The sequence below is a fragment of the Streptomyces sp. NPDC001750 genome, assembly GCF_042892615.1.
In the GTDB taxonomy this organism is placed as follows: Bacteria; Actinomycetota; Actinomycetes; order Streptomycetales; family Streptomycetaceae; genus Streptomyces.
This window is the reverse complement of record NZ_JBIAUE010000005.1, coordinates 24,545-46,472: the sequence shown is the minus strand read 5'-3', so window position 1 is coordinate 46,472 and position 21,928 is coordinate 24,545. Positions and strand designations below refer to the sequence as shown.

General features: G+C 72.1%; 20 protein-coding genes. 1 reads left to right on the top strand and 19 read right to left on the bottom strand.

Translation table 11 applies throughout. The features are described 5' to 3' along the window. Positions 1 to 111: 111 nt before the first annotated feature. From ACFYY6_RS10525 to ACFYY6_RS10450, 16 genes are all read right to left on the bottom strand, one after another. Positions 112 to 2,685: a polynucleotide kinase-phosphatase gene (locus ACFYY6_RS10525; RefSeq protein WP_351518682.1), complete on the bottom strand. Its 2,574-nt coding sequence runs from the start codon at positions 2,683 to 2,685 to the stop codon at positions 112 to 114. Next, positions 2,682 to 4,286, bottom strand: coding sequence for a 3' terminal RNA ribose 2'-O-methyltransferase Hen1 (locus tag ACFYY6_RS10520; RefSeq protein ID WP_389192633.1), 1,605 nt, complete (start codon positions 4,284 to 4,286; stop codon positions 2,682 to 2,684). The genes ACFYY6_RS10525 and ACFYY6_RS10520 overlap by 4 nt, the downstream gene beginning before the upstream one ends. Before the next feature lie 44 nt (positions 4,287 to 4,330). Next, on the bottom strand, positions 4,331 to 5,344 hold the full coding sequence (gene mmuM, locus ACFYY6_RS10515; RefSeq protein WP_389192630.1) for a homocysteine S-methyltransferase: 1,014 nt from the start codon (positions 5,342 to 5,344) through the stop codon (positions 4,331 to 4,333). Between the two features lie 135 nt (positions 5,345 to 5,479). Next, positions 5,480 to 6,403 (bottom strand): LLM class F420-dependent oxidoreductase, encoded by a 924-nt coding sequence (locus tag ACFYY6_RS10510; RefSeq protein WP_389192627.1) that lies wholly within the window; start codon positions 6,401 to 6,403, stop codon positions 5,480 to 5,482. Positions 6,404 to 6,456: 53 nt separating this feature from the next. Further along, on the bottom strand, positions 6,457 to 6,993 hold the full coding sequence (locus tag ACFYY6_RS10505; protein WP_351518686.1) for a DUF6099 family protein: 537 nt from the start codon (positions 6,991 to 6,993) through the stop codon (positions 6,457 to 6,459). A gap of 124 nt (positions 6,994 to 7,117) precedes the next feature. Beyond that, the gene (locus tag ACFYY6_RS10500) at positions 7,118 to 7,486 is read right to left on the bottom strand and encodes a nucleotide pyrophosphohydrolase (protein WP_351518687.1); all 369 of its coding nucleotides are present in this window, start codon (positions 7,484 to 7,486) and stop codon (positions 7,118 to 7,120) included. A 2-nt stretch (positions 7,487 to 7,488) separates the two neighbouring features. Further along, positions 7,489 to 8,838: an ATP-binding protein gene (locus tag ACFYY6_RS10495; protein WP_389192624.1), complete on the bottom strand. Its 1,350-nt coding sequence runs from the start codon at positions 8,836 to 8,838 to the stop codon at positions 7,489 to 7,491. Between the two features lie 301 nt (positions 8,839 to 9,139). Beyond that, positions 9,140 to 9,538 carry a cell division protein SepF gene (locus ACFYY6_RS10490; protein ID WP_073785031.1) on the bottom strand — a complete coding sequence of 133 codons (399 nt, stop codon included), beginning with the start codon at positions 9,536 to 9,538 and terminating at the stop codon, positions 9,140 to 9,142. A 104-nt stretch (positions 9,539 to 9,642) separates the two neighbouring features. Next, complete coding sequence (locus ACFYY6_RS10485) at positions 9,643 to 10,998, bottom strand: cytochrome P450 (RefSeq protein WP_351623790.1); 1,356 nt, start codon at positions 10,996 to 10,998, stop codon at positions 9,643 to 9,645. Next, positions 10,995 to 11,609 carry an ATP/GTP-binding protein gene (locus ACFYY6_RS10480; protein WP_351518690.1) on the bottom strand — a complete coding sequence of 205 codons (615 nt, stop codon included), beginning with the start codon at positions 11,607 to 11,609 and terminating at the stop codon, positions 10,995 to 10,997. Before ACFYY6_RS10480 ends, ACFYY6_RS10485 begins: the two co-directional genes overlap by 4 nt. Beyond that, positions 11,587 to 11,940: a DUF742 domain-containing protein gene (locus ACFYY6_RS10475; RefSeq protein ID WP_073785027.1), complete on the bottom strand. Its 354-nt coding sequence runs from the start codon at positions 11,938 to 11,940 to the stop codon at positions 11,587 to 11,589. The genes ACFYY6_RS10480 and ACFYY6_RS10475 overlap by 23 nt, the downstream gene beginning before the upstream one ends. Beyond that, on the bottom strand, positions 11,937 to 12,362 hold the full coding sequence (locus tag ACFYY6_RS10470) for a roadblock/LC7 domain-containing protein (protein ID WP_351518691.1): 426 nt from the start codon (positions 12,360 to 12,362) through the stop codon (positions 11,937 to 11,939). The genes ACFYY6_RS10475 and ACFYY6_RS10470 overlap by 4 nt, the downstream gene beginning before the upstream one ends. Next, a complete protein-coding gene (locus ACFYY6_RS10465; RefSeq protein ID WP_351518693.1) occupies positions 12,359 to 13,900 on the bottom strand; it encodes an ATP-binding protein in 1,542 nt (513 codons plus the stop codon). Before ACFYY6_RS10465 ends, ACFYY6_RS10470 begins: the two co-directional genes overlap by 4 nt. Positions 13,901 to 14,014: 114 nt before the next feature. Then, the gene (locus tag ACFYY6_RS10460) at positions 14,015 to 15,016 is read right to left on the bottom strand and encodes an MBL fold metallo-hydrolase (RefSeq protein ID WP_351623797.1); all 1,002 of its coding nucleotides are present in this window, start codon (positions 15,014 to 15,016) and stop codon (positions 14,015 to 14,017) included. A gap of 397 nt (positions 15,017 to 15,413) precedes the next feature. Further along, the gene (locus ACFYY6_RS10455) at positions 15,414 to 16,586 is read right to left on the bottom strand and encodes a Gfo/Idh/MocA family oxidoreductase (RefSeq protein WP_351518695.1); all 1,173 of its coding nucleotides are present in this window, start codon (positions 16,584 to 16,586) and stop codon (positions 15,414 to 15,416) included. A gap of 464 nt (positions 16,587 to 17,050) precedes the next feature. Then, positions 17,051 to 17,851, bottom strand: a complete 801-nt coding sequence (locus ACFYY6_RS10450; protein WP_351518697.1) for a DeoR/GlpR family DNA-binding transcription regulator — start codon at positions 17,849 to 17,851, stop codon at positions 17,051 to 17,053. A gap of 186 nt (positions 17,852 to 18,037) precedes the next feature. Between ACFYY6_RS10450 and ACFYY6_RS10445 the strand changes: the two genes are divergently transcribed. Further along, complete coding sequence (locus ACFYY6_RS10445) at positions 18,038 to 18,922, top strand: sugar isomerase (protein WP_351518698.1); 885 nt, start codon at positions 18,038 to 18,040, stop codon at positions 18,920 to 18,922. Between the two features lie 154 nt (positions 18,923 to 19,076). Here ACFYY6_RS10445 and ACFYY6_RS10440 read toward each other — a convergent pair whose 3' ends face one another. The 3 genes from ACFYY6_RS10440 to ACFYY6_RS10430 form a co-directional block, all read right to left on the bottom strand. After that, the gene (locus ACFYY6_RS10440) at positions 19,077 to 19,682 is read right to left on the bottom strand and encodes a hypothetical protein (RefSeq protein WP_389192620.1); all 606 of its coding nucleotides are present in this window, start codon (positions 19,680 to 19,682) and stop codon (positions 19,077 to 19,079) included. Between the two features lie 113 nt (positions 19,683 to 19,795). After that, entirely contained in the window at positions 19,796 to 20,932 is a 1,137-nt protein-coding gene (locus ACFYY6_RS10435; RefSeq protein WP_389192616.1) for a P1 family peptidase, read from the bottom strand. Between the two features lie 128 nt (positions 20,933 to 21,060). Beyond that, the gene (locus tag ACFYY6_RS10430; RefSeq protein ID WP_389192613.1) at positions 21,061 to 21,828 is read right to left on the bottom strand and encodes a 4'-phosphopantetheinyl transferase; all 768 of its coding nucleotides are present in this window, start codon (positions 21,826 to 21,828) and stop codon (positions 21,061 to 21,063) included. Between the last annotated feature and the right edge of the window lie 100 nt (positions 21,829 to 21,928).

Sequence of the window (21,928 nt, the reverse complement as noted above, 5' to 3'; positions counted from 1 at the left end):
AAGACGTGCGCGCCGTGTCCCGGCGCGACGTGCGGGGCGGTGCCGGGTGCCGTGGCCGGCGGGTCGCCCCGCTCGTGGCCCCACCGCCGGACGGGGCCTCAGAGGCCGACGTCAGAGACGGGGGTCGACCGGCTCCGACTCCAGGGCGAGCACCGCGAACACCGCTTCGTGCACCCGCCACAGCGGTTCCCCTCCCGCCAGCCGCTCCAGCGCTTCGAGCCCGAGCGCGTACTCCCGCAGCGCCAGCGAGCGCTTGTGGCCGAGGAACCGGCCGCGCAGCCGCTCCAGGTTCTCCGGGCGGGTGTACTCGGGTCCGTAGATGATCCGGAGGTACTCCCGGCCGCGCACCTTGAGACCGGGCTGGACGAGCCGTTCCCGGGCGTCCCGCACGAGCGCGGCGAGCGGTTTGACGACCATGCCCTCGCCGCCGCTCCGCGTCAGCTCCAGCCACCAGTCGATCCCGGAGCGCACGGATGCCTCGTCCCGCGTGTCGACGACGAGCCGACGGGTGACCTGGAGCAGTCCGGTCGGGTCGTGCTCGACCAGCCGGTCGATCCAGGCGAGCTGCTCGTCGTGCGGTACCGGGGCCAGCGAGCGGCCCGCCACGGCGAGGACCTGGAACGGCGCGAGACGGACCCCGTCCAGGCCCCGGGTGCTCCAGCAGTAACGGCGGTACGCCTCGGTGAACGCGGCCGCGTCCTCGGCCCGCCCGCGCCGGCGGTCCGCGAGAGCGGTCACGTCCACACCGCGCGCCGCCGCTGCCGCGAGGGCGTCGCCGACCGCGGGAAGGGCCGCCCCCGCCGCGGCGCCGACGGCGGCGTACTGCGAGCGCAGCAGGCCGGACGCCTTGAGGGACCACGGCATCAGCTCGGCGTCGAGCAGCACCCAGTCGGTGCCCCACTCCTCCCAGAGCCCGGCTGCGGTGACGGCGGTGCGCAGTCGGTCGAGGACCGTCTCGGTGAGCGCGGCGTCGTCGAAGAACGGGCGTCCGGTACGGGTGTACAGCGCTCCGGTAGGACCGTCCGCACCGCCCGGGACGCGGGGGGTGTTCCCCACGCCGAAGCGCTCGCGGGCGGTCTCCGCGTCCCGGCAGACCAGGACCACCGCGCGGGAGCCCATGTGCTTCTCCTCGCACACGACCCGGGCGACGCCGTCCGTCCGGTACTGGTCGAACGCCTCGGCCGGGTGCTCCAGATAACCGTCCTCGCGCGAGGTGGCCGTGGGCGCCATGGTCGGGGGCAGATAGCCGAGCAGCCGGGGATCGGCGGCGAACCGGCTCATCACTTCGAGCGCCGCCGCCGCGTTCTCCTCGCGGACCGCGACACGACCCATGTGCCGGGTCTCCACGATCCGGTGGCCCTGCACGTCGGCGAGGTCCAGCGGCCGTCCCTCCCGGCCCCCGGGCGCCTCGGTGGCCAACGGTCTGACCGGCTCGTACCAGACCCGCTCGGCCGGTACGTCGACGATCTCGCGCTCCGGCCACCGCAGCGCGGTCATCCTCCCGCCGAAGACCGCGCCCGTGTCCAGGCAGAGGGTGTTGTTGATCCAGGAGGTGCGGGGCACCGGGGTGTGGCCGTAGACCACGGCGGCACTGCCGCGGTACTCCTCCGCCCACGGGTAGCGCACGGGCAGGCCGAACTCGTCGGTCTCGCCGGTGGTCTCCCCGTACAGCGCGTGCGAGCGGACCCGGCCGGAGGTGCGGCCGTGGTACTTCTCGGGCAGCCCGGCGTGGCAGACGACGAGCGCTCCCCCGTCGAGGACGTAGTGGCTGACGAGTCCGTCGATGAACTCCCGCACCCGTTCGCGGAAGGCCGGGTCCTTCTCGTCCTCCCGGTCCAACTGCTCGATGGTCTCGGCCAGTCCGTGGGTGTGCTGGACCGTGCGGCCCTTGAGGTACCGGCCGAGCTTGTTCTCGTGGTTGCCCGGCACGCACAGGGCGTTGCCCGCCGACACCATGGACATGACGCGGCGCAGCACGCCGGGGCTGTCCGGGCCCCGGTCCACCAGGTCGCCGACGAAGACGGCCGTGCGCCCGTCGGGGTGCGCGCCGTCGACGTATCCGAGCTTGCCGAGCAGTGTCTCCAGTTCGGAACTGCAGCCGTGGACGTCGCCGATGATGTCGAAGGGGCCGGTGAGGTGGCGCAGGTCGTTGTAGCGGCGCTCCAGCACGACCTCGGCGTGCTCCACCTCCTCCTCGGTGCGCAGGACGTGCACCTTGCGGAAGCCCTCGCGCTCCAGACCGCGCAGCGAGCGCCGCAGTTCGCGGCGGTGGCGCTGGACGACATGGCGCGGCATGTCGGCGCGGTCGGGGCGGGTCGCGTTGCGGGCGAGGCAGACCTCCTCGGGCAGGTCGAGGACGATCGCGATGGGCAGCACGTCATGACTGCGGGCCAGCTGGACCAGCTGTCTGCGGCCCTCGGCCTGGACGTTGGTGGCGTCCACCACGGTCAGCCGGCCGGCGGCGAGCCGCTTGCCGACGATGGTGTGCAGGACGTCGAAGGCGTCGCGGCTGGCGCTCTGGTCGTTCTCGTCGTCGGCGACGAGCCCTCGGCAGAAGTCCGAGGAGACGACCTGCGTCGGCTTGAAGTGCCGGTGGGCGAACGTGGACTTGCCGGAACCGCTGGCCCCGATGAGCACCACGAGGGAGAGGTCGGTCACGGGCAGGGTGCGGGACGTACTGGTCATGCGGCTTCTCCCTCCTTCTCGGCCCGGCACTCGGCCGGATTCCCGGTCCCGTTGTCGGATCCGTTCCGGGGCCTGCCCTGGGGTCCGTTGGCACGGTTGTCCCGGGGCGCGTTCTCGGGTGTGTCCCCGGCCCGGCCTCCGGACCGGTGTGTGGTGTCGGCGGCGGTCATCGTGAACACGGCCATCTGCGTCGGCGGCCCGACCTCCGGGTCGTCGGGCCCCACGGGGCGGAACTCGACGCTGTATCCGTGCCGCTCCGCCACGTCCCCGGCCCAGTCGCGGAACTCGGCCCTGGTCCACTCGAACCGGTGGTCGCCGTGACGCACCTGTCCGGCCGGGAGCGTCTCCCAGCGGACGTTGTACTCGACGTTCGGCGTCGTGACGAGCACGGTCCGGGGGCGGGCCGAACCGAACACCGCGTACTCCAGCGCGGGCAGCCTCGGCAGGTCGAGGTGTTCGACGACCTCGCTGAGAACGGCCGCGTCGTAGCCCTTCAACCGCTTGTCGGTGTATGTGAGCGAACCCTGCCGGAGCGTGACCCGCGCGGCCTGCCGCTCGCCCATCCGGTCCAGCTTCAGCCGCCGCGCGGCGATGGTGAGGGCGCGCATGGAGACGTCGACGCCCACGACCTCCGTGAACGCGGCGTCCTTGAGCAGCGCCTGCACCAACTGGCCCTGGCCGCAGCCGAGGTCGAGCACCCGGCACGCACCGGCCGTGCGCAGCGCCTCCAGAATCGCGGTACGCCGCTGCTCGGCCAGCGGCACCGGCCTCTCCTCGGTGTCCTTGGTCTCGTCCACCGCGTTGTCGACGTTCTCGACGTCGAGGTCGTCCGACTCGGCGAGCCGCACCAGTTCGAGCCGCTGTGCCGCCTGGCGGGTCAGGCCCCACCGCCGGGACAGATAGCGGCTGGTGATCACCTTCTGCTCGGGGTGCGTGGCCAGCCAGCCCTCCCCCGCCCGCAGCAGCTTGTCCACCTCGTCCGGCGCGACCCAGTAGTGCTTGGCGTCGTCGAGCACCGGCAGCAGCACGTACAACTGCCGCAACGCGTCGGCGAGTCTCAACTCGCCTTCCAGTGCCAGCCGTACGTACCGCGAGTCCCCCCACTCCGGGAACCGCTCGTCCAGCGGTACGGCCACGGCGTCCACGCTCGTCCAGCCGAGCGGCCCGAACAGCCCGCGCACCAGCTCCGGTCCACCGCGCGCCGGAAGCGCCGGTACCTCGATCCGCAGCGGGAGCGGCGTCCGGGCGCGCTCGGGAAGTGCCTGGCACACCCCTCTCAGCGCGGACTTGAAGACGGTGCTCATCGCCACGGAGAGCAGCGAGGACGCCGCGTACGGACGGTCGTTGACATACTGCGCGAGCGCCGCGTCGGGCGTTCCGCCCTTCCCCTTGCCCTTGCCTCGACGTACCAGCGCCACCGGATCCACCTCCAGCAGAAGCGCCGCGGTGCACCGCTCGGCGGACGCCTCGGGGTAGAAGACGTGGGCCGTGCCGTGGGAGGTGGAGAACGCCTGCGCCTTGTCGGGGTGCTTGTGCAGCAGAAAGCCGAGGTCGGTCGCCGGACGTTCCGGATCGCCGGTGGTACTGATCGTCAGGAACACGCGTACGAGTATGGTCCGGTCCACTCGCCCACCACCAAGCATTTTCAGGTGCCTCGACGCTGCCGTGCTTCCTGGTCGTTCCTCCCTTCCGCACGCTCGGCGTCGGCGTTGGCGTCGGCGTCGAGCATTCGGGCCAGCTCCGCGACGGTCGCCGGTCCTACCCGGCAGCACCCGCCCACCAGCCGGGCCCCGTCATCCCGCCAGGACCGCACCCTCCCCGGATCGAACGTGGCACCGCCCGTCCATCCCCGGCTCCGGACGTCCCACCGCTCGCCGCTGTTGGGATAGACGACGACCGGCTTCCCGGCCGTCTCCGCCGCCACCGGCACCGCCCGGTCCGCGTCCGCCGGCTCGCAGCAGTTCACCCCCACGGCAAGGACCTGGTCGCGCCCCTCGGCCAGGGCGAAGGCCGTCTCCAGCCGCTGCCCCGCCCTGGTGCGGCCCCCCGCCACGCTGTACGAGAGCCAGACAGGCAGGCCGCACCCCTCGACCGCGCGCAGCATCGCCTCGGCCTCGTCGACGTCCGGCACCGTCTCCAACGCCAGCGCATCGGGCCCGGACTCGACGAGTGCCTCGACCCTGGGCCGGTGGAACCGCTCCAGCTCCCGGACCGAGAGCCCGTACCGGCCCCGGTACTCACTGCCGTCCGCCAGCATCGCCCCGTACGGACCGACCGAGGCGGCGACCCAGATCTGCCGATCGGCCCCGGCCGCGGCCCGCCGCGCGAGGCGAACGCTGCGGGCGAAGAGCTCCTCCGCCCCGGCCCGTGCGACCCCTCGCCGCTCGAAACCCTCGAAGGTCGCCTGGTAGCTCGCCGTGATGAGCACCTGCGCGCCCGCCCGCAGATAGGCCGTGTGCGCGGCCACGATCTGCTCCGGCCCGTCCGACAGCAGCCGGGCCGACCACAGGGCGTCGGACAGGTCGCAGCCCTGGGCCTCCAGTTGGTTGGAGAGACCGCCGTCGAGCAGGACCGTTTCCCGGGAGAGAGCGTGTGCGAGTCCACGGGCGGGCGCCCCCTCGACCGGTCGTCTGACGGGTTGCACGGTGACCTCCTTCATCGACCGGGCCTCACCTCGGCCTCTCCTCCACCAGCGGCCTCGACGGCGCCCGGCCGGCCCGCCGGGCCCGAGCCGTCTCCCCCGCGTCAGCGCCGGGGCCGCTCTCCGGCGGGGTGGTACGAGCCGGAGACCGTCTCATCCGAGCTGGGGCTGGATCCGGGACGAGATCAGCTCCAGGTGCTCCAGGTCCTCCAGGTCCAGGACCTGGAGGTAGATGCGGGACGACCCGATCGCCGCGTACCGGCCGATCTTGTCGACCACCTCGGCGGGCGAGCCCGCGAGCCCGTTCGCCTTCAGCTCCGCCACCTCGCGGCCGATGGCGGAGGCACGGCGCGCCACTTCCGCGTCGTTCTTGCCGACGCAGACGACCAGGGCGTTGGAATACACCAGATCGCCGGGTTCGCGGCCGGCCGCTCGGGCCGCTTCCCCGACCCGGCCGAACTGCCTCTCGCTGTCCTCCAACGACGCGAAGGGGATGTTGAACTCGTCCGCGTACCGAGCGGCCAGCCTCGGCGTACGCCTCGCGCCGTGGCCGCCGACCAGAATGGGCACCTTGGCCTGCGCGGGCTTGGGCAACGCGGGCGAGTCGGTCAGTTGGTAGTAGGTGCCGTCGAAGCTGAACGTCTGGCCGATCTCGGTCGCCCACAGTCCGGTGACGATCTCCAGTTGCTCCTCCAGCCTGCCGAACTTCTCCTTGGGAAACGGAATGCCATAGGCCCTGTGCTCCTCCTCGAACCAGCCCGCGCCGAGTCCGAGCTCGACACGCCCGCCCGACATCTGGTCGACCTGCGCGACCTGGACGGCGAGCACACCGGGAAGCCGGAAGGTCCCGGCCGTCATGAGCGTGCCGAGGCGGATCCGCCTGGTCTCGCGCGCCAGCCCGGCCAGGGTGATCCACGCGTCGGTCGGCCCGGGCAGCCCGTCACCCGGTTCCATGCGGAGGTAGTGGTCGGAGCGGTAGAAGGCGTCAAAGCCGAGGTCCTCGGCCGCCTTGGCCACGGCGAGCAGGGTGTCGTAGCTCGCCCCTTGCTGGGGCTCGGTGAAGATTCGAAGATCCATGCATCCATCCTGCACCTCGGGGCGCCGGTCGTGGACGTCGACGAGCGGGTCGCTCACGGCCGGCCCTTCACCGATGCGGCCGGTCCGCCCACCACCCCGTACGGGCCGTCCCGCTCCCGGCCGCGCTCCAGATCCTGTTGTCGTTCACGCTCGTGCTCGTCGAGGCGTCGCAGCATTCCGTGCACCCGGTCCATCGACTCGTCGGCCGCGTCGATCGCCTCCATGCACTGCCAGTAGAGCGCCTGCTCGTCGGTCTCGCACGCCACCCCGACGAGGGCCATCCCCACCTCCCCGAGCAGCGCGCCCAATCCCGTCAACGTCGCCCGGGGATCGGCCAGTTCGGACAACTGGGCGGCCCTGGCCACCTGCGCCCGAGCCGCCGGATGGTCCAGTGGTCCCCCGCTCCTGCCACCGATCTCGCTCAGTCCGCGCGCCTCGCCCCGTAAGTCCTTCGGACCTTCCGCAGCCAGCCGGCTGCCGATCGCCTGGGCGAGCGCCTGGGCCTGCCATGCCTCGGCGATGATGTCCGGCGTGCCCCGGCTCTGCGCCAGCGCACGCCGACCGACTCCTACAAGCCGCTCCGCTTCCATGTGTTACCCCCGTCCGTACGAAAAGCCGCTCAACTCATCCATTACCCACAGTGAGGGCACCGTCACCGAATAGCCAGGGGAATTCGGAAATCTGTGGACACGAATTCAACTGTGGATAAGTTGATCACTCCGAAGAGTGACGATCCTGGGATTCCGTGGCCTCGGGGCGCTCCGGAACCGGAAATCTGATCTCATTCCGGTCGATCTTCTCCGACAGTGCCGCCAGCACGTCGACCCCCAGCACCTCGCACAACTGCAGCAGATACGCGAGGACGTCCGCGATCTCGTCCTTCACCCGGTGCGCCGAGCCGGAGCTCTCCATCACCCGCGCCGACTCCTCCGGCGTCAGCCACTGGAAGATCTCCACCAGTTCGGACGCCTCGACGCTCAGGGCGATCGCCAGGTTCTTCGGGGTGTGGTACTGCTCCCAGTCACGCGCGGCCGCGAACGCGGCAAGTCGTCGCTGCAGGGCCGGTACATCAAGTTCTGTCACCGTTACAGGTCTACCACCGTCACCCCGGCCGTCTCCCTGGCCCCGGCCGCACCCCGTTCCGTGACCGTGCCCACCAGCCCGATATGCCCGGTCGCGCCGACCGACACCGCGAGATCCAGCAGTCCGCGCAACTGCCGTCCGTCCAGGTCGCGGTCGAATCCGTCGGCCAGCACGGTCAGTGTCTGCATGGCCGACGGCACCTCCCCGACGGCATCAACCGCCAGCGCCCCGGGGCCGATGAGCAGTACCAGCGCGTGCGCGAGGTACCTCAGCTCGCTGTCGCCGAGCCGTCCGAGCGGTGTGGTGACCCCGCCGTCGCGGCCGAGCGTGGCGCGCACCAGCCCGTCCGCCGACCGTTCGACGCCCAGCGTGGTGACCGGCCGCGCGCAGCCGACGCGAGCCGCCGCGACCAGGCGGGCATGGCGGCGGACGCACCGCGTGTGCGTGCGCTCCAGCACCGCCGCGAGATTGTCGCAGCCCCGGCGCAGCCGGTCGTCGCCCGCCGGGACCGGGGCGCGCATCCGCGACGGCCGCGGTTCGCAGGAGAAGACGGACCGGAGGGCCACGATCGTCTGTTCCGCGGCGGCCAGGACCTGTAACTGCCCCTCGGTCCTGCCCGCCACCCGCAGGGGCAGCAGGGCCGTTCCCAGCCGGTCGTCGGGCAGCGGTGCCCGGGTGACCGGGACCGCGCCCGCCGTGTGCCAGGCCGCCTGGACCATCGAGCGACCCGGATCGCGCAACGCGGTGGTGAGCAGCGTCTCACCGCCGCCGGTGAGGCGTTCTCCGACGATGCGGAGGGTGGGTTCCGCCTGGACGGCGACATCGAGCCGCACCGGCCCCGCCGGGCCGTCCGTCGTGCAGCCGATCCGGAACCCCCGCCGCCCCTGGTCATCGGCCGCGGCACTCTCCGGTACACAGCCCGCCGGATCCGGGAACACCGCGCCGAGCGCATCCCCGCCGGCCAGCCGGGCCAGTGCCTCGTACGCCCGCAGGACGCTCGACTTGCCGCTGCCTCCGGGGCCGGTGAAGAGCGTGACCGGGCCGATGGGGAAGGTGGCGCCCCGGTGCACGGCGAACGCGGAAAGGCGCAGTTCGGTCACCACCGGCCCGGCGGTCCGGACGGAGCTGTCGGACCGGCGGGTTCCGGCGGGGCGGAGGGACTCGGTGGTGGAACCCGGCGCACCCGTGACGGCCCGCACGACGGTCCCGGCGTCCGCGACGGGCCGCACGACCGGGCCGGTACGGACGCGGACACCCTCACCGCCGGGCACCCCCGCGATGGCGACGGCACCGGGCCCCGACGTACCGGGAACGGGCGGCGGGGTGGTGACACCCGGGCGGAGTGCAGTCATGGGCGGACCGTATGCAGACCACGCAGAGCAGAATCGTTCCGCCAGACGGACCTTCCTACGATCGGGCTACGTCTGCCGCGGCAATCCTGCACAGCCGCTATTCCCTCGATCGAGGGATCTTCCCCCCACCGGAGCCACCCCGACCCGAACCACCCCTGCACACCCGACGCCCCACCCCGAACCGACCGACCCGCCCCGGCACAACCACACCCCACCCGCCACGCGGCCGTCGCACACCCGGTCGACCGGCGCCCGCGCACCGCTGCCGCCCGCCCACCACGAACCCGGGGGGCCGGCCCCGCTACGAACCCGGGAGGCCCGCCGCCGCGGCCCCCTCGACCTCCATGCCGACCGGTGACAGCAGGAAGACGTTCCGGTCGACCCGGTGCATCCCGCTGCCCAGCCCGAAGACGACCCCGCTGGTGAAGTCCAGGATGCGCTTGGCCACGTCCGTCTCGGCGCTGGTCAGGTCGAGCAGCACCGGAACCTGCGCGACCAGGTATTCCGCGACCTCGCGCGCGTCCGCGAAGACCTGGACCCGGATCACGACGAGGCGCCGTTGTTCGGCCTCCGGGATCTCGTCCGGGACCGTGCGGTGATCGACCCTCGACGGCCACTCGTTGCGGCTGCGCAGAGGCACGACCTGGGCAAGCCCCTCCCACTGCTCGTCCGTGACGTCGTACCTGTCATACCTGCTCACCGGACCACCCCGTCTGTACTTCGGTCGGCGTGGCGCCCGCTGCGCCCGCTGTTCATCGGGCAATTCTCTCGCCCCTCACCCGTTCGGCGTACTACCGACACGGTTCACGGACCGATCGACGCCGCCGGCGGGCCTTCCCGCGTGAGGTCGTGCGCGACACCTCGCGTGAGGTCGTGCGCGACGCCCCGTGCGAGGTCGTGCGCGATGTCGGCTGCGTCGTCCGGCGCCGTGGCCGCGTCCGTCGGCTCCATGGCCGCGTTCATCTCGACAGGAGTGAAACGTACCGGAAGCCTCACCAGGGCACGGTGGAAGGGTCCCGGCCGCCACTTCAGACCATCGATCGGAATGCTCAATTCCACATCGCAGAGCTGACTGGTGAGTTGCTCGATCGCGGTCATCGCGATGAGCAGCGCCGGCTGCTTGGCCGGACACCGGTGCGGACCGGCCGACCAGGCCAGGTGGGCGCTGGATCCGGAGCGGGTTCCCGGGGCCGAGAAGCCGGGCCCGGACTGGGTGTTGGCCGCCGCGTAGGAGACCAGGACCAGTTGTCCGGCGCGCAGCCGGACGCCGTGGAACTCCGTGTCGTGGCGCGGGTAGTGGGCCGAGAGATTGGCCAGCGGCGGATCCTGCCAGAGAACTTCGTCGATCGCCTCGTGCGCCGTCATCGCGCCGCCGTGCAGCGAACCCGCGTAGCGGGCGTCGGTGAGCATGTGCAGCAGCGCGTTGCCGATCAGATTCGTCGTCGGATCGTGACCGGCACTCATCAGCAGGGTGATCTGACGCACCGTCTCGTCGTTGTCCAGGCCCGCCGGATGGGCGAGGAGGTACGAGGTCAGGTCGCGGCGCGGCCGGGCACGCCGGGCGGCGACCAGATCGGTGACGACGCGTACGAGGTCGGCGTACGCGGTGGCGGCGTTCTCGGCGGAGTTGAACATCCCGGCGATGCCGTCGACGACGCGCTCGGCATCGCCGGGAGCCACGCCGAACCAGGTGACGAAGACGTGCAGCGGGAGCCGTCGGGCGTACTGGGCGATCAGGTCGCCGCTGCCGGTGGCGGAGAACTCGCCGATCAGGCGGCGGGCGACCCCGGCGACCTCGGCCCGCAGAACGTGCGGCTCGATCAGGGCGAGGCCGTCGTTGATGGCCTCGCGGTAGCGGGCGTGCACCTGGCCGTCGCTGAACAGCGCGGTGGGCCGGTATCCGAGCATCGGCAGGACCGGCGAGTCCTCGGGGACGGTGGCCTGCCAGGCGCGCGGGTCCTTGGTGAAGGTGTGGGTGTCGCGCAGCAGGTCGACGGCGGCCTGGTAGTCGATGACCAGGAGCGCGTCGATGCCGGGGGCGAGCCGGACGGGGGCGAGCGGGCCGTGCTCCCGCAACCGCCGGTAGTGCCCCTGCGGGTCGGCGGCGAAGTCCGGGCCGTACAGCGCGAGGGGCTGCGGAGGCTGTACGAACGGTGTCATGACGCGTCCTCGGGGCGGGGCAGTCGGGTCAGCACGTGCTCGGCCAGTGCGATCAGCGCGTCGATGCTGCCGCGGCGTTCGCGTGCGTCGCACTGCACCAGCGGGGTCTCGGGGGCGAGGTCGAGGTGCTTGCGGAGGACCTCGTCGCTGTGGGCGGGGGCGTCGGGGAAGCGATTGACGGCCACGGCGTACGGCAGCCCCTGCTCCTCGACCATGTCCATGACCGCGAAGGAGTCGGCGAGCCTGCGGGTGTCGACCAGGACGAGTGCGCCGAGCGCGCCGCGCGCGATGTCCTCCCAGAGCGGGAAGAACCGTTGCTGGCCCGGGGTGCCGAACAGGTAGAGCACCAGGTCGTCGAGGACGGTGAGCCGGCCGAAGTCGACGGCCACGGTGGTCGTGGTCTTGTCCGGCAGGCCCGCGGTGTCGTCGAACCGGGTGCTGGACTGGGTCATCGCCTCTTCGGTGTGGAGCGTGGCGATCTCCGAGAGCGTACGGATCAGCGTGGTCTTGCCCACGCCGAACGGACCCGTGACGACGATCTTCATCAGGGTCCGGGCGGCGGACGGCAGATAGCCGACGCCCGCGCGGTCAGTGGAGGGAGCGGAGTCCAACGAGCAGCCTCTCGACGAGCGACCGGTCGATCTCCCCTGCGCTGGGGATGGGCGGTCGGGTGTGCAGATGTCCGGCGGCCGCGAGGTCCGTGGCCAGGAAGACGGTTGCGCTGACCGGCAGATCCAGGTGGGCGGCGCACTCGACGACGGTGAGCGCGCCCGGTTCCAGCAGTTCGCACAGTCTGCGCTGCTCGGAACCGGTGTCCGGGGGCAGTGCCGTGTCGGTGCGTACGAGTACGGCGAGCCGGTCGAGTGCGGGCCCGGCGGGCCGGGACCGGCCGCCGGTGACCAGGTAGGCGGGGATCAGGCGGCGTCCTCGGCCGGCGGTCATGGCCGGTCGGCGGTGTCCGGTCGGCGGGCGGGCGCGTTCATCGCCCGGATCAGGGCGCTGACCTGAACCTGCATCTGGTACGCGATGTCGCCGAGCTTGGCCCCGGGCTCCGCGAACAGCGCGAGCGTGGTGTTGTTCCCGGCCGGTACGACGATGGCGAAGCCCTGGTCGGACTCGACGACCGTCTGCGCCAGGTGCGGCGACTGGACGTCGGTGAAAGCGGTGGTGAACGCGCGGGCCGCGGCGTGCAGCGTGGCGGTCATGGCGGCGACCCGCTCGCCCGAGGCCTGGTCGAGGCCGGGCGACGCGCCCTCGACGAGGCCGTCACCGGTGGCGACCACGGCGTGCTGGACCCCGGGGAGTTCCAGCAGGGGGGTCAGCACCCAGGCGAGGTCACCGGTGGTGGGGGTGGGGGCGCTCACGTCTCGTCTCCTTGGTCGTCCTGGCCGTCGTGGTGGTGCTCGTGGTCGTGGTGGCTGTGCTCGTCGTCGGGGCGGTGGCGCGCACGACCGTCCGGTGCCGGTGCGGCGGCCGCCCGTCCGGTCGAGCTCCTGCCGTTGAGGGTGCCTTGTTGGAGTGCCGCCCAGGAAGCCCCCGCCTGCTCCGGTGTACGGGGCACGCTTTCGTGGTCCCGGTTGGCCGCCGTGGCCGCGAGGTCCGTGGCCGGTCTCGGGGAGCGTCGGCGGCGGGTGGGGAGCCCGGCGGGCTGCCCGGCGGAGGCGGACGCCTGCCCGGAGGCGGGGTCGGGGACGGAGGGCTCGGCGGAGGCGGAAGTGGTGGACGAAGCCGTGGCCGCGGCGGCGGGTGTGTGCCAGGTCCCGGATCCTCCGGAGGACACCGCGGAACCGGAGGACGCCGTGGGGCCCTGCGCGGAACCGGAAGGTGCCGCGGCACCCGCCGGGCCGTGGGACCGGATCGGTGCCGGGGCGAGCGCGGACAGGCTGCGGTCGTCCTCCAGCACGGTCAGCAGGTGGGCGGGGACGCGCAGCATCGTCCGCATGCCGCCGAACGGCGACGCCTCGATGTGGCAGTCGAAGCCGTACTGCGCCACGAGCCGTCCGACGACGGCGAAGCCGGTCCTGGGCGGGTCGCCCAGCTCGGTCAGGAGCACCTCGGACCGGCCGGCCAGCAGCCCGCGGGCCCGTTCCAGCTGGTCGTCGTCCATGCCGATGCCGCCGTCGTCGACGACCAGGAAGGCCCCGCGTCCCCCGCTCTGCTGGACGGTCACCTGCACGTCGGTGTCGGGATGCGAGTACGCCGTGGCGTTGGCCAGCAGTTCGGCGAGCGCGATGGCGAGGGGTTCGGCGGCGCGGGCGACCAGCGCGAGCCGTTCGTCGCGCAGATGGTTGGCGACCTTGATCCGTTCGTAGCCCGCGACGCGGGACTGGGCGCCGAGCACGATCTCGACCAGCGGCGAGTTCTGACGGGCGAGCCCCGGCCAGGCGTCGCACAGCACGGCGGTGGCCTGGGTGCGCCGCAATGCCAGTTCGTTGCGGAAGTCGAGCTGCAGGATCCGCGGGTCGTCGTATTCGTGCTGGAGCTCGTGGAGCAGTTGCTGCGACTGGTTGAGGAGGGACTGGATCTTCGCGGAGGTGCCGCGCATCGCCGCGCGAGCGGCGGCGTCGACCCGTCCGCGCTCCTCGACGACCGCCGCGCGGGTGGCCTGGACGGCCTCGGTGAGCAGCCGGGCGGCCTCTCCGTCGATCTCGGCCGGTTCCCTCAGCCCGGGGACCGGTGCGGTGGGGTGGGAGAGGGCGAGCGCGGCGGCGGGTATGCGACGGCGGGCCAGCTGCCGGATCTCGTCGGTGAGGGCGGCGGTACGGGCCTCGGCGGCCTTCGCCTGTCGTTCGGCCATCTCGGCGCGGGCCAGCGCCAGGTGCTCCGAACGCGTCACGTCCCGTGTGCGGACGCCTGCCGCCACGGCCACGCAGGCGGCGATCAACGCCACGATCCATCCCATGCCGTCACCACATCCCTGTCGTCGGACCGGTCGTCGGCCACGTGGGTCTTCGGCCGGTCCGGGCCTCCGGCTGCCCGGACCGGTGTCCGGCGGAAACGGCCGCGGAGACTCTGCTCACTGCTCGGCCGTGCCCACCGGCTCGCGGGACTGCTCCACTTCCCTGGCGACGACGGCGACATCGGTCATCACCTGGAGCACTCCGGGCAGTTCGGAGCCGTCGAGCTGCCGGTATTCGCTGCCGATGGTCACCACCAGCCGTTCGGGGAGCCCGAGTTCCGGATAGCGGCCCTCGCCGATGACCCGGCGGGCCGCCTCCAGGGCGGGGACGCCCGCGGTGTGGAAGGCGTGGGCGCGCTCGCGCACGTACTCCAGGTACACGATGTGCTCGCGCACCCCGGCGCGGTCGAGCACCGGTCCGTGCCCCGGCACGATGGTCTCGGCGCCCGTGGCGAGGACCTGTTCGCAGGCCGCGATCACATTGCCGAGCGGGCCCGCCCAGTGCACCGCGTGGTCACCGGGCCGGGCCGCGGTGGAGGAGAAGATGACGTCCCCGCTGAACACGGCCTTCTGCTCGGGCAGATGGACCATCAGGTCGCCGGTGGTGTGCGCGGAGGGCAGGGCGGTGAGCCGGACCGGGTACTCCCCCAGGGTCAGTTCGAGCTCGCCGGTGAAGTACGTCGTCGGGTGCACGGGCTCGGTCCGCGACCAGTCGAACGGGCCGAAGTGGCGCGCGAGGTAGTCCCCGAGTGGGGACTTCCGGTCGCCGCCGGTGACGAGCGCGTGCTGTTGCTGCGGCGTGGGTTCGTAATGGATGTGCTCGCGGGCCTCGCGGGTCGCGATGATCTCCGCGTCCGGGAGCACACCCGCGCCCCAGAAGTGGTCACCGTTCGCGTGGGTGACGATCACCCGGTCGATGGAGACGCCGCGGGGCAGGAGCGCGGTCGACTCGGCCAGGAACCGGCCGGCCAGCGTCCTGTCGTACGGGGTGTCGATCCAGAGCGCGCCGCGGGATGAGACGAGCAGGCCGCAGTTCGCCAGCCCCCAGCCCCGTTTCGGCGGGAGCCATGCGTACAGGCCCCGCCCCAGATCAACGACGTCTCCACCCGTGATCGACATGGACGCGATTATGCCGACCGCGATCCGGCCACGCGTTCGAAGTCGGCCATCAATGTGCCCCATTGGCGTGAAATCGATCACACCGAACTCTCATGGTGGCGGTCCGGTGACCCTGAGAGACCGACACATCGAATTCCGGCACGGGACTTACCGGGTGAATACCATCAACTCCCGCGGATCCCTCACGCATCACAGCGAAGCGTTTCCGGGCGGTCGTCAAACCCGCCGACGCCGATTACCCACCGAGCATGGCCAAAAAGTGACGCTGCGACTCCTTCCGTGAAGGGCGCGGCGATGTGGTCGACACCCTCATCGGAGGGCCGGAGGGGCGGGCCGGAGGGGCGCGGCACCCTCCGGCCCGGTCGGCCCGGCCGGCTCGATCAGGCCCCTGAGCGCCTCAGCGGACCTGGCCGCGCTCGAAGTACGCGACCAGCTCCGGATCGAGGGCCGGCACCTCGTACGGCACACCACCCTCGCGCAGGGAGCGCGTCGCGAGCACACCGGCGGCCACGCTCATCCGGGCGGCGACCGGCGAGGTGTCGGTGACGCCGCCGTCGCGCACGAAGCGACAGAACTCCGCCATGATCCGGGTGTCGCCACCGCCGTGCGAGCCACCGGCGTCCGGCACCCGGTAGGTGATGTCGGCGTCACGGCGGTATCCGGTGGGTCCGGAGTTCCACACCCTGACCTCGTCGCCCGGACCGTCGCCGAAGTTCTCCAGGCGCCCCTCCGTTCCGATGACCGTGTAGTTCCGCCAGTAGTCGGGGGTGAAGTGGCACTGCTGGTACGCGGCCACGACGCCGTTGTCGAGCTGCATGTTCATCACCGAGACGTCCTCGACGTCCACGACGTGGTGCAGGTCCTTGCGGGCCGTCGGCGGCCAGTCGAACTCGCGCAGCCAGTTCGCCGGGCGCGCTGTGTCCGGCTCGCGGCGCGGCAGGTCGCCGTAGACGAGGAGGTCGCCGAGGGCGTTGACGCGGCGGGTGTAGCCGCCCGCCAGCCAGTGCAGGACGTCGATGTCGTGGGCGGCCTTCTGGAGCAGCAGACCCGTGGTGCGGGTCCGGTCGGCGTGCCAGTCCTTGAAGTAGTAGTCACCGCCGTAGCCGACGAAGTGCCGTACCCACACGGCCTTCGGCTCGCCGATGTCACCGCGGGCGATGACGTCACGCATGAGCCGCACGACACCCATGTGACGCATGTTGTGTCCGACGTACAGCCGGGTGCCGGTCTCGTACGCCGTGCGCAGGATGGTGTCGCAGCTCTCGACCGTGATGCCGAGCGGCTTCTCCACGAAGACGGCCTTGCCGGCCCGGAGCGCGTCGACGGCGATGGTCTCGTGGGTGTCGTCCGGGGTGGCGACGATGATCGCGTCGAGGTCGTCGCGCCCGAGGAGCAGCTTGTAGTCGTCGACGGCGACATCGGTGCCGAAGTGCTCGGCCTCGCGTCGGCGCACCTCCGGGTCGAGGTCGCAGACGGCGGTGATGGCCGACCCCTGTCCGGGGCGGTGGGCCGACGTCGCGATGGAGCGGCGCAGGCCGAGCCCGATGACGCCGAGTCGCAGGTCTGACACGGTGGTCCCTTCTGTCTGTGCTGGTGGTGCGGGTGTTCCGTAGGGGACGTCTTCACCGGCGGCGCGGGCCCCCTACGGAACGGCCAGTTCCGTACGGGTCGGGGCGCGGACCGCATCCCTTCGCGGCGACAGGCCCATAGTTCACGACGGTGCATCCGAATGGCAAGAGTTGCTCATTTCTCAGGGCTATCGAGCATCTGCCAACACGTCAATCTCCATACGGGCTCATGGGCGTGCCGCCCGACGCTCCACTGCCGCCCGGCGCCCCGACGCCTCGCACGATGCACGAGAGCGGCGGGCCACCACCTGGGAAGGGGGCGACCCGCCGCTCGGACAATCGGCTCGGACACGGACACGGCGGGCCGGCCGGCCCCGCACAAAGGCGCGACGGCGCGGACGTGACGGACGACGGACGGACGACGGACGACCGACGACGGACGACGGGACTGCGGATACCGCGGACGTCAGACGGCCACGACGGTCACCCCGGCCTCCGCGAACCGGGCGGCGGCCTCGGGCGTGATCCCCTTGTCGGTGACGAGGAAGTCGACCTGCCCGAGGTCGCAGACCCGGGCGAAGGCCCGCTTGCCGATCTTCGAGGAGTCGGCCGCCACGACGACCCGCTGAGCCTGCTGGGCGAGCAGCCGGTTGATGCTGGCCTCGCCCTCGTGGTGGACGTAGGCGCCGCGCTCGGTGTCGATCGCGTTGACCCCCAGCACGGCGACGTCCAGGGTGATCTCGCCCAGCACGCCGCTGGCCAGCGGGCCCGTCAGCTCGTACGACTGCGGCCTGGCCACGCCACCGGTCACCACGATCTTGATCTGCGGCCGGATCACCAGTTCATTGGCGATGTTGAGGGCGTTGGTGACGACGGTGAGGACCGGCTGGCCGCCCGGCCCGGCCCCGGTGTCGCCGACGACGTCGGAACGCACCGCCAGCGAGCGGGCCACCTCGGTCAGCGTCGTGCCGCCGGTCAGCCCCACCACCTCGCCCACCGCCACAAGTTCGGAGACGGCACGGCCGATGGCCTGCTTCTCGGGGGCGTGTCGGCCGGTCTTGTACCGCAGGGCCAGTTCGTAGCCCACGCCGTGCGCGACCGCGCCGCCGCGGGTGCGCGTCAGCAGCTGCTGCTCGGCGAGCTGGTCCAGGTCGCGACGGATGGTCGCGGCCGAGACGTCCAGCGTGGCGGCGGCGTCCTCGACCTCCACCCGGCCGTTCTTGCCGACGAGTTCCAGCAGCGCGTTCCACCGGGCTTCCCTGGACAAGAGCGCTCTCCTCACGATCCCGGGCTTCGGGCACCCATCCCCGTGGGTACGGTCACCGGACACGCGCAAGCGTCGCACAAGGGCCTGCCCGGTCAAGCATTCCACACAACGGATGCTTGATAATGCTCGTATCACCCGTATAGCGTGCATGAACGAGCATCATTCTACGAGTTCGGAGTGCATGAAGTGTCTTTTGTCGAGATCGAGACAGCCAGTCAGCCGGAGTGCTGGCGCCGCGCCGCCGAACTGGCCGGGTCCCAGGCGGGCGTCCTGCCCGTCGCCGGTGAGCGCGTCGCGATCGTCGGCTGCGGTACCTCGTTCTACATGGCCCAGGCCTACGCCGCGCTCCGCGAGGGGGCCGGGCAGGGCGAGTCCGACGCCTTCGCCGCCTCGGAGTTCCCCTTCGGGCGCGAGTACGACCGCGTCGTCGCGCTCACGCGCTCGGGCACCACGACCGAGGTCCTGGACCTGCTCGACCGCCTCCGCGGCGGCACCCGTACCGTGGCCGTCACCGCCGATCCCGACACCCCGGTCATGACCGCCGCCGACGACGTCGTCGTCCTGGACTTCGCGGACGAGAAGTCGGTGGTGCAGACCCGGTTCGCCACCACCGCGCTCACCCTGTTCCGTGCCCACCTGGGCCTGCACACCGACGACGTGGTGCGCGACGCCGAGACCGCGCTGGCGGAGCCGCTGCCCGAGGGCCTGCTGGACTGCACCCAGTTCACGTTCCTCGGCCGGGGCTGGACGGTCGGGCTCGCCAACGAGGCCGCGCTCAAGATGAAGGAGGCGTCGCTCTCCTGGACCGAGTCCTACCCGGCGATGGAGTACCGTCACGGTCCCATCAGCATCGCCACCGACACCACCGCGACCTGGATGTTCGGCACCGCGCCCGAGGGCCTGTCGGAGCAGCTGCTCGCGACGGGTGCCCGCTGGGTGGAGAGCGACCTCGACCCGCTGGCGGATCTGGTGCGCGTGCAGCGCCTGGCGATCGCCCGCGCCACGGCCCGCGGCCTGGACCCGGACAGCCCGCGCCACCTGACCCGCTCGGTCGTGCTCACGGACGACTGACGGCCGGTGGACATCGTCGAGCGCGCCTTCGGCGTTCCGGACTCGGGCGCGCGGGAAGCCGTCGACGGAGCCGCCCCTCACGTCCCGCCCCGTCCGGACGTCCGTGGCGTGAGGGGCCGGCGTGCGTTCCGGCCCCTCATGGCACGGTCCGGTCTCAGGACTCCTCGAAGTAGGCGTCGAGCGCCGCGTCGAGCCGCTCCGCCCACTGCTTGAGGTCGCTCCTGGCGGGCGCCTCGACCTCGGCGTTGAACCACCGGCGGGTCGCCAGGTGGACCGTGACGGTGAACCGGCGGCCGAACCGAGGGGTCTTCACCTCGACCGCCCCGATCTCGTCCCAGTCGAAGTCGGCCTCCTGGTCGTCCAGCCGGAACCGGACGCCCTCGTGGTTCACGGTGATCGCCCCGCGGCGGTCGCTCACCTCGAACACCGGCCCGTCCTCGGGCCGTTGGCCCTTCTTCTCCTTCCCGTCGGATTCCGGCGCCGTGTCGTCGGCCGCTGCCTCCGCGTCGTCCGCCGCGCCAGCGGCCTCGTCCTCGCCCTTGGTCTCGGCCTCGGCCTCGGCCTCGGCCTCGGCGGGGGCTTCGTCGGCGGCGATCGCGGCGGGCGCCGGTTCCTCCGCCTGTTCCTGTTCCTGCTCCTGCTGTCCTCGGTCCGGTGCCGGCCTTCCGGCGGTGACGGGGGCCGTGAGGCCGGGGATGTACGCCGGGTCTGTCCCCGCTGCGTACCCGGGCTGGGTGTTCGGATCTATGCGCTGCTCCACGGCGGGCAGTATGGCCGACGAACCTGTACGAGACCAGCGACCCCCGCACCGGGTGCCCGTACGCCCCGACAACTCCCCCGAACGCCGGGCCGGTACCGGCCCGGCTTGCCGCGTCAGCGCGTCCGGTCCGCCACCAGTCCGGTCACCTCGTCCAGCGGAAGCGCCGGCACGTGGTGGCCGGCCCGTCCGGTCATCGAGTGCGCACCGGTGAGCGCGTTGAGCACCGCTTCCTCCACCGATTCGACCACCGCTCCGTAGAACGGATCCATCCGCCCCCACGGCACGAAGCGCATCGACTCATACGGCGCGCTGCTGTCGTCCTCGGGGAACGTACTGGTCAGCGCGGTCGGGTTGGCCGTGGAGAAGGCCAGGAAGAGATCCCCGGAGAAATGGCTGCCGGTGGTTCCGGTACGGCCCAGCCCCAGCGTCGCCCGTCGCGCCAGCGCCTTGCACTGCCCGGGCAGCAGCGGCGCGTCGGTCGCCACCACCACGATCACCGAGCCCGCCCCGGGCGGCACCGGGCGCTCCTCGCCGGTCCCCGGAACCGGCTCGGGCGCGGTGACCGGGCCGGGCAGTTCGCGCCCCACCGGCACGCCCGCCACCACCAGTTCGCGGCGAGCGCCGAAGTTCGCCTGCACGAACGCGCCCACGGTGTAGCGGTCGGCGCCGTAACGGACCACCCTCGACGCCGTCCCCGAGCCGCCCTTGAAGCCGTAGCAGCGCATGCCCGTGCCACCGCCGACGCACCCCTCCTCGACGGGACCGGAGGCCGCCGCCTCGATCGCGGCTCCCGCGTGGTGTTCCCGCACCGCCGTGCCGTGGATGTCGTTCAGATGGCCGTCCCACGTCTCCGTCACCACTGGCAGCAGCCACTCGGGGGCCATTCCCCGGCAGTTGGCGCGCACCCACTCGACGACGCCCCGGTGCACCAAGCCCACCGCGTACGTGTTGGTGATGAGCACCGGGACGGCGAGCGAGCCGCTCTCCTCGATCCAGGCCGTGCCGGTCATCTCGCCGTTGCCGTTGAACGAGTGCCAGCCCGCCGCGCAAGGGGTCCCCACACCGTCCCGGCCGCGTGGCAGGAGCGCCGTCACTCCGGTGCGTACGTCGTCGCCGACGACGAGCGTGACGTAGCCGACCTCGACGCCCGGAACGTCGGTGATCGCGTTCCACCGCCCCGGCTCACCCGTCAGTGGGATGCCCGCCTCACGCGCGCGCTTGCGTCCTTCGTTCGTGCGATCGTCGCTCATGCGAGCAGAGACTACGGGTGCCCCGGGCCCGGCACGAGGGTGCGACGACGACCGCGCACCCGCTGCCGCCCGCGTCCCCGGCCGCGGGCGGTGCGACGGGTGTCGGCCGGCTACCGGCTTTCGGGTCGCTACGGGGTGCCCGGCGCGTTCTCGATGACGATCGCGGTCGCCAGCAGGCCGTCCGCGACCAGCCACCGTCCCCGCAGCTCCCTGGGGACCGACGGCGGCGCGGCGGACGGCCGCAGTTGTGTGCCGGAGAACGCCCCCGGTACGACATCCGGCACCGAGTCCGGGACGGTTCCTGACGCGACATCCGCCCTCGCCACCAACTCCTCGGCGGACACAAGCAGTTCAGCGGTGAAGGAGCCGTCCGGGCGGAGCACGATGTCGGCCTGCTCGAAGCCCAGCCAGCGATGGGTGAGCGGGAACCACGTTTTGTAGACGCTCTCCTTCGCGCTGAACAGCAGCCGGTCCCAGTGGATCCCGGGGTTTCGGCCGCGCAGTTCGCGCTCGCGCCGCTGCTCCGTCGCGAGCGCGATGCTGTCGTGCACGTCGTCGGGCAGGGGCGCGTGCGGTTCGGCGTCTATGCCGAGGGTGCGGACATCCGCCCGGTGCGCCACCGCGGCGGCTCGGTAGCCGGTGCAGTGGGTCATGCTCCCGACGGTCGCCCGCGGCCAGACCGGGGCACCGCGTTCACCCTTGAGTATGGGCGCGGGAGCGACACCGAGCGCACCGAGCGCGCGACGGGCGCAGTGGCGCACCGTCGTGAACTCCCTGCGTCGCACCTCCACGCTGTTGCGGACCAGCTCCTCCTCGGCGGGGAAGAGGGTGGCGTGGGGCGGATCCGAGAACGCTTCCTCCACGACCACCCGCGACGGCAGGATTCTCTCGATCACGGTCTCCCCCTCATTCATCCGCTGCGCCGCCTCGGCGGTACGGCACCGTCCGGCCGGTGCCGGTTCCAGCATTCCCCTCGCACGAACACTAGTTGCAGCG

Coding starts and splice junctions, on each gene's coding strand:
- ACFYY6_RS10460 (WP_351623797.1), bottom strand. CDS start 15,016: ATGTCGATCACGGGTGGAGACGTCGTTGATCTGGGGCGGGGCCTGTAC.
- mmuM (WP_389192630.1), bottom strand. CDS start 5,344: ATGAAGGAGGTCACCGTGCAACCCGTCAGACGACCGGTCGAGGGGGCG.
- ACFYY6_RS10465 (WP_351518693.1), bottom strand. CDS start 13,900: ATGGGATGGATCGTGGCGTTGATCGCCGCCTGCGTGGCCGTGGCGGCA.
- ACFYY6_RS10495 (WP_389192624.1), bottom strand. CDS start 8,838: ATGACTGCACTCCGCCCGGGTGTCACCACCCCGCCGCCCGTTCCCGGT.
- ACFYY6_RS10525 (WP_351518682.1), bottom strand. CDS start 2,685: ATGACCAGTACGTCCCGCACCCTGCCCGTGACCGACCTCTCCCTCGTG.
- ACFYY6_RS10435 (WP_389192616.1), bottom strand. CDS start 20,932: ATGAGCGACGATCGCACGAACGAAGGACGCAAGCGCGCGCGTGAGGCG.
- ACFYY6_RS10505 (WP_351518686.1), bottom strand. CDS start 6,993: ATGGAAGCGGAGCGGCTTGTAGGAGTCGGTCGGCGTGCGCTGGCGCAG.
- ACFYY6_RS10475 (WP_073785027.1), bottom strand. CDS start 11,940: ATGACCGCCGGCCGAGGACGCCGCCTGATCCCCGCCTACCTGGTCACC.
- ACFYY6_RS10510 (WP_389192627.1), bottom strand. CDS start 6,403: ATGGATCTTCGAATCTTCACCGAGCCCCAGCAAGGGGCGAGCTACGAC.
- ACFYY6_RS10485 (WP_351623790.1), bottom strand. CDS start 10,998: ATGACACCGTTCGTACAGCCTCCGCAGCCCCTCGCGCTGTACGGCCCG.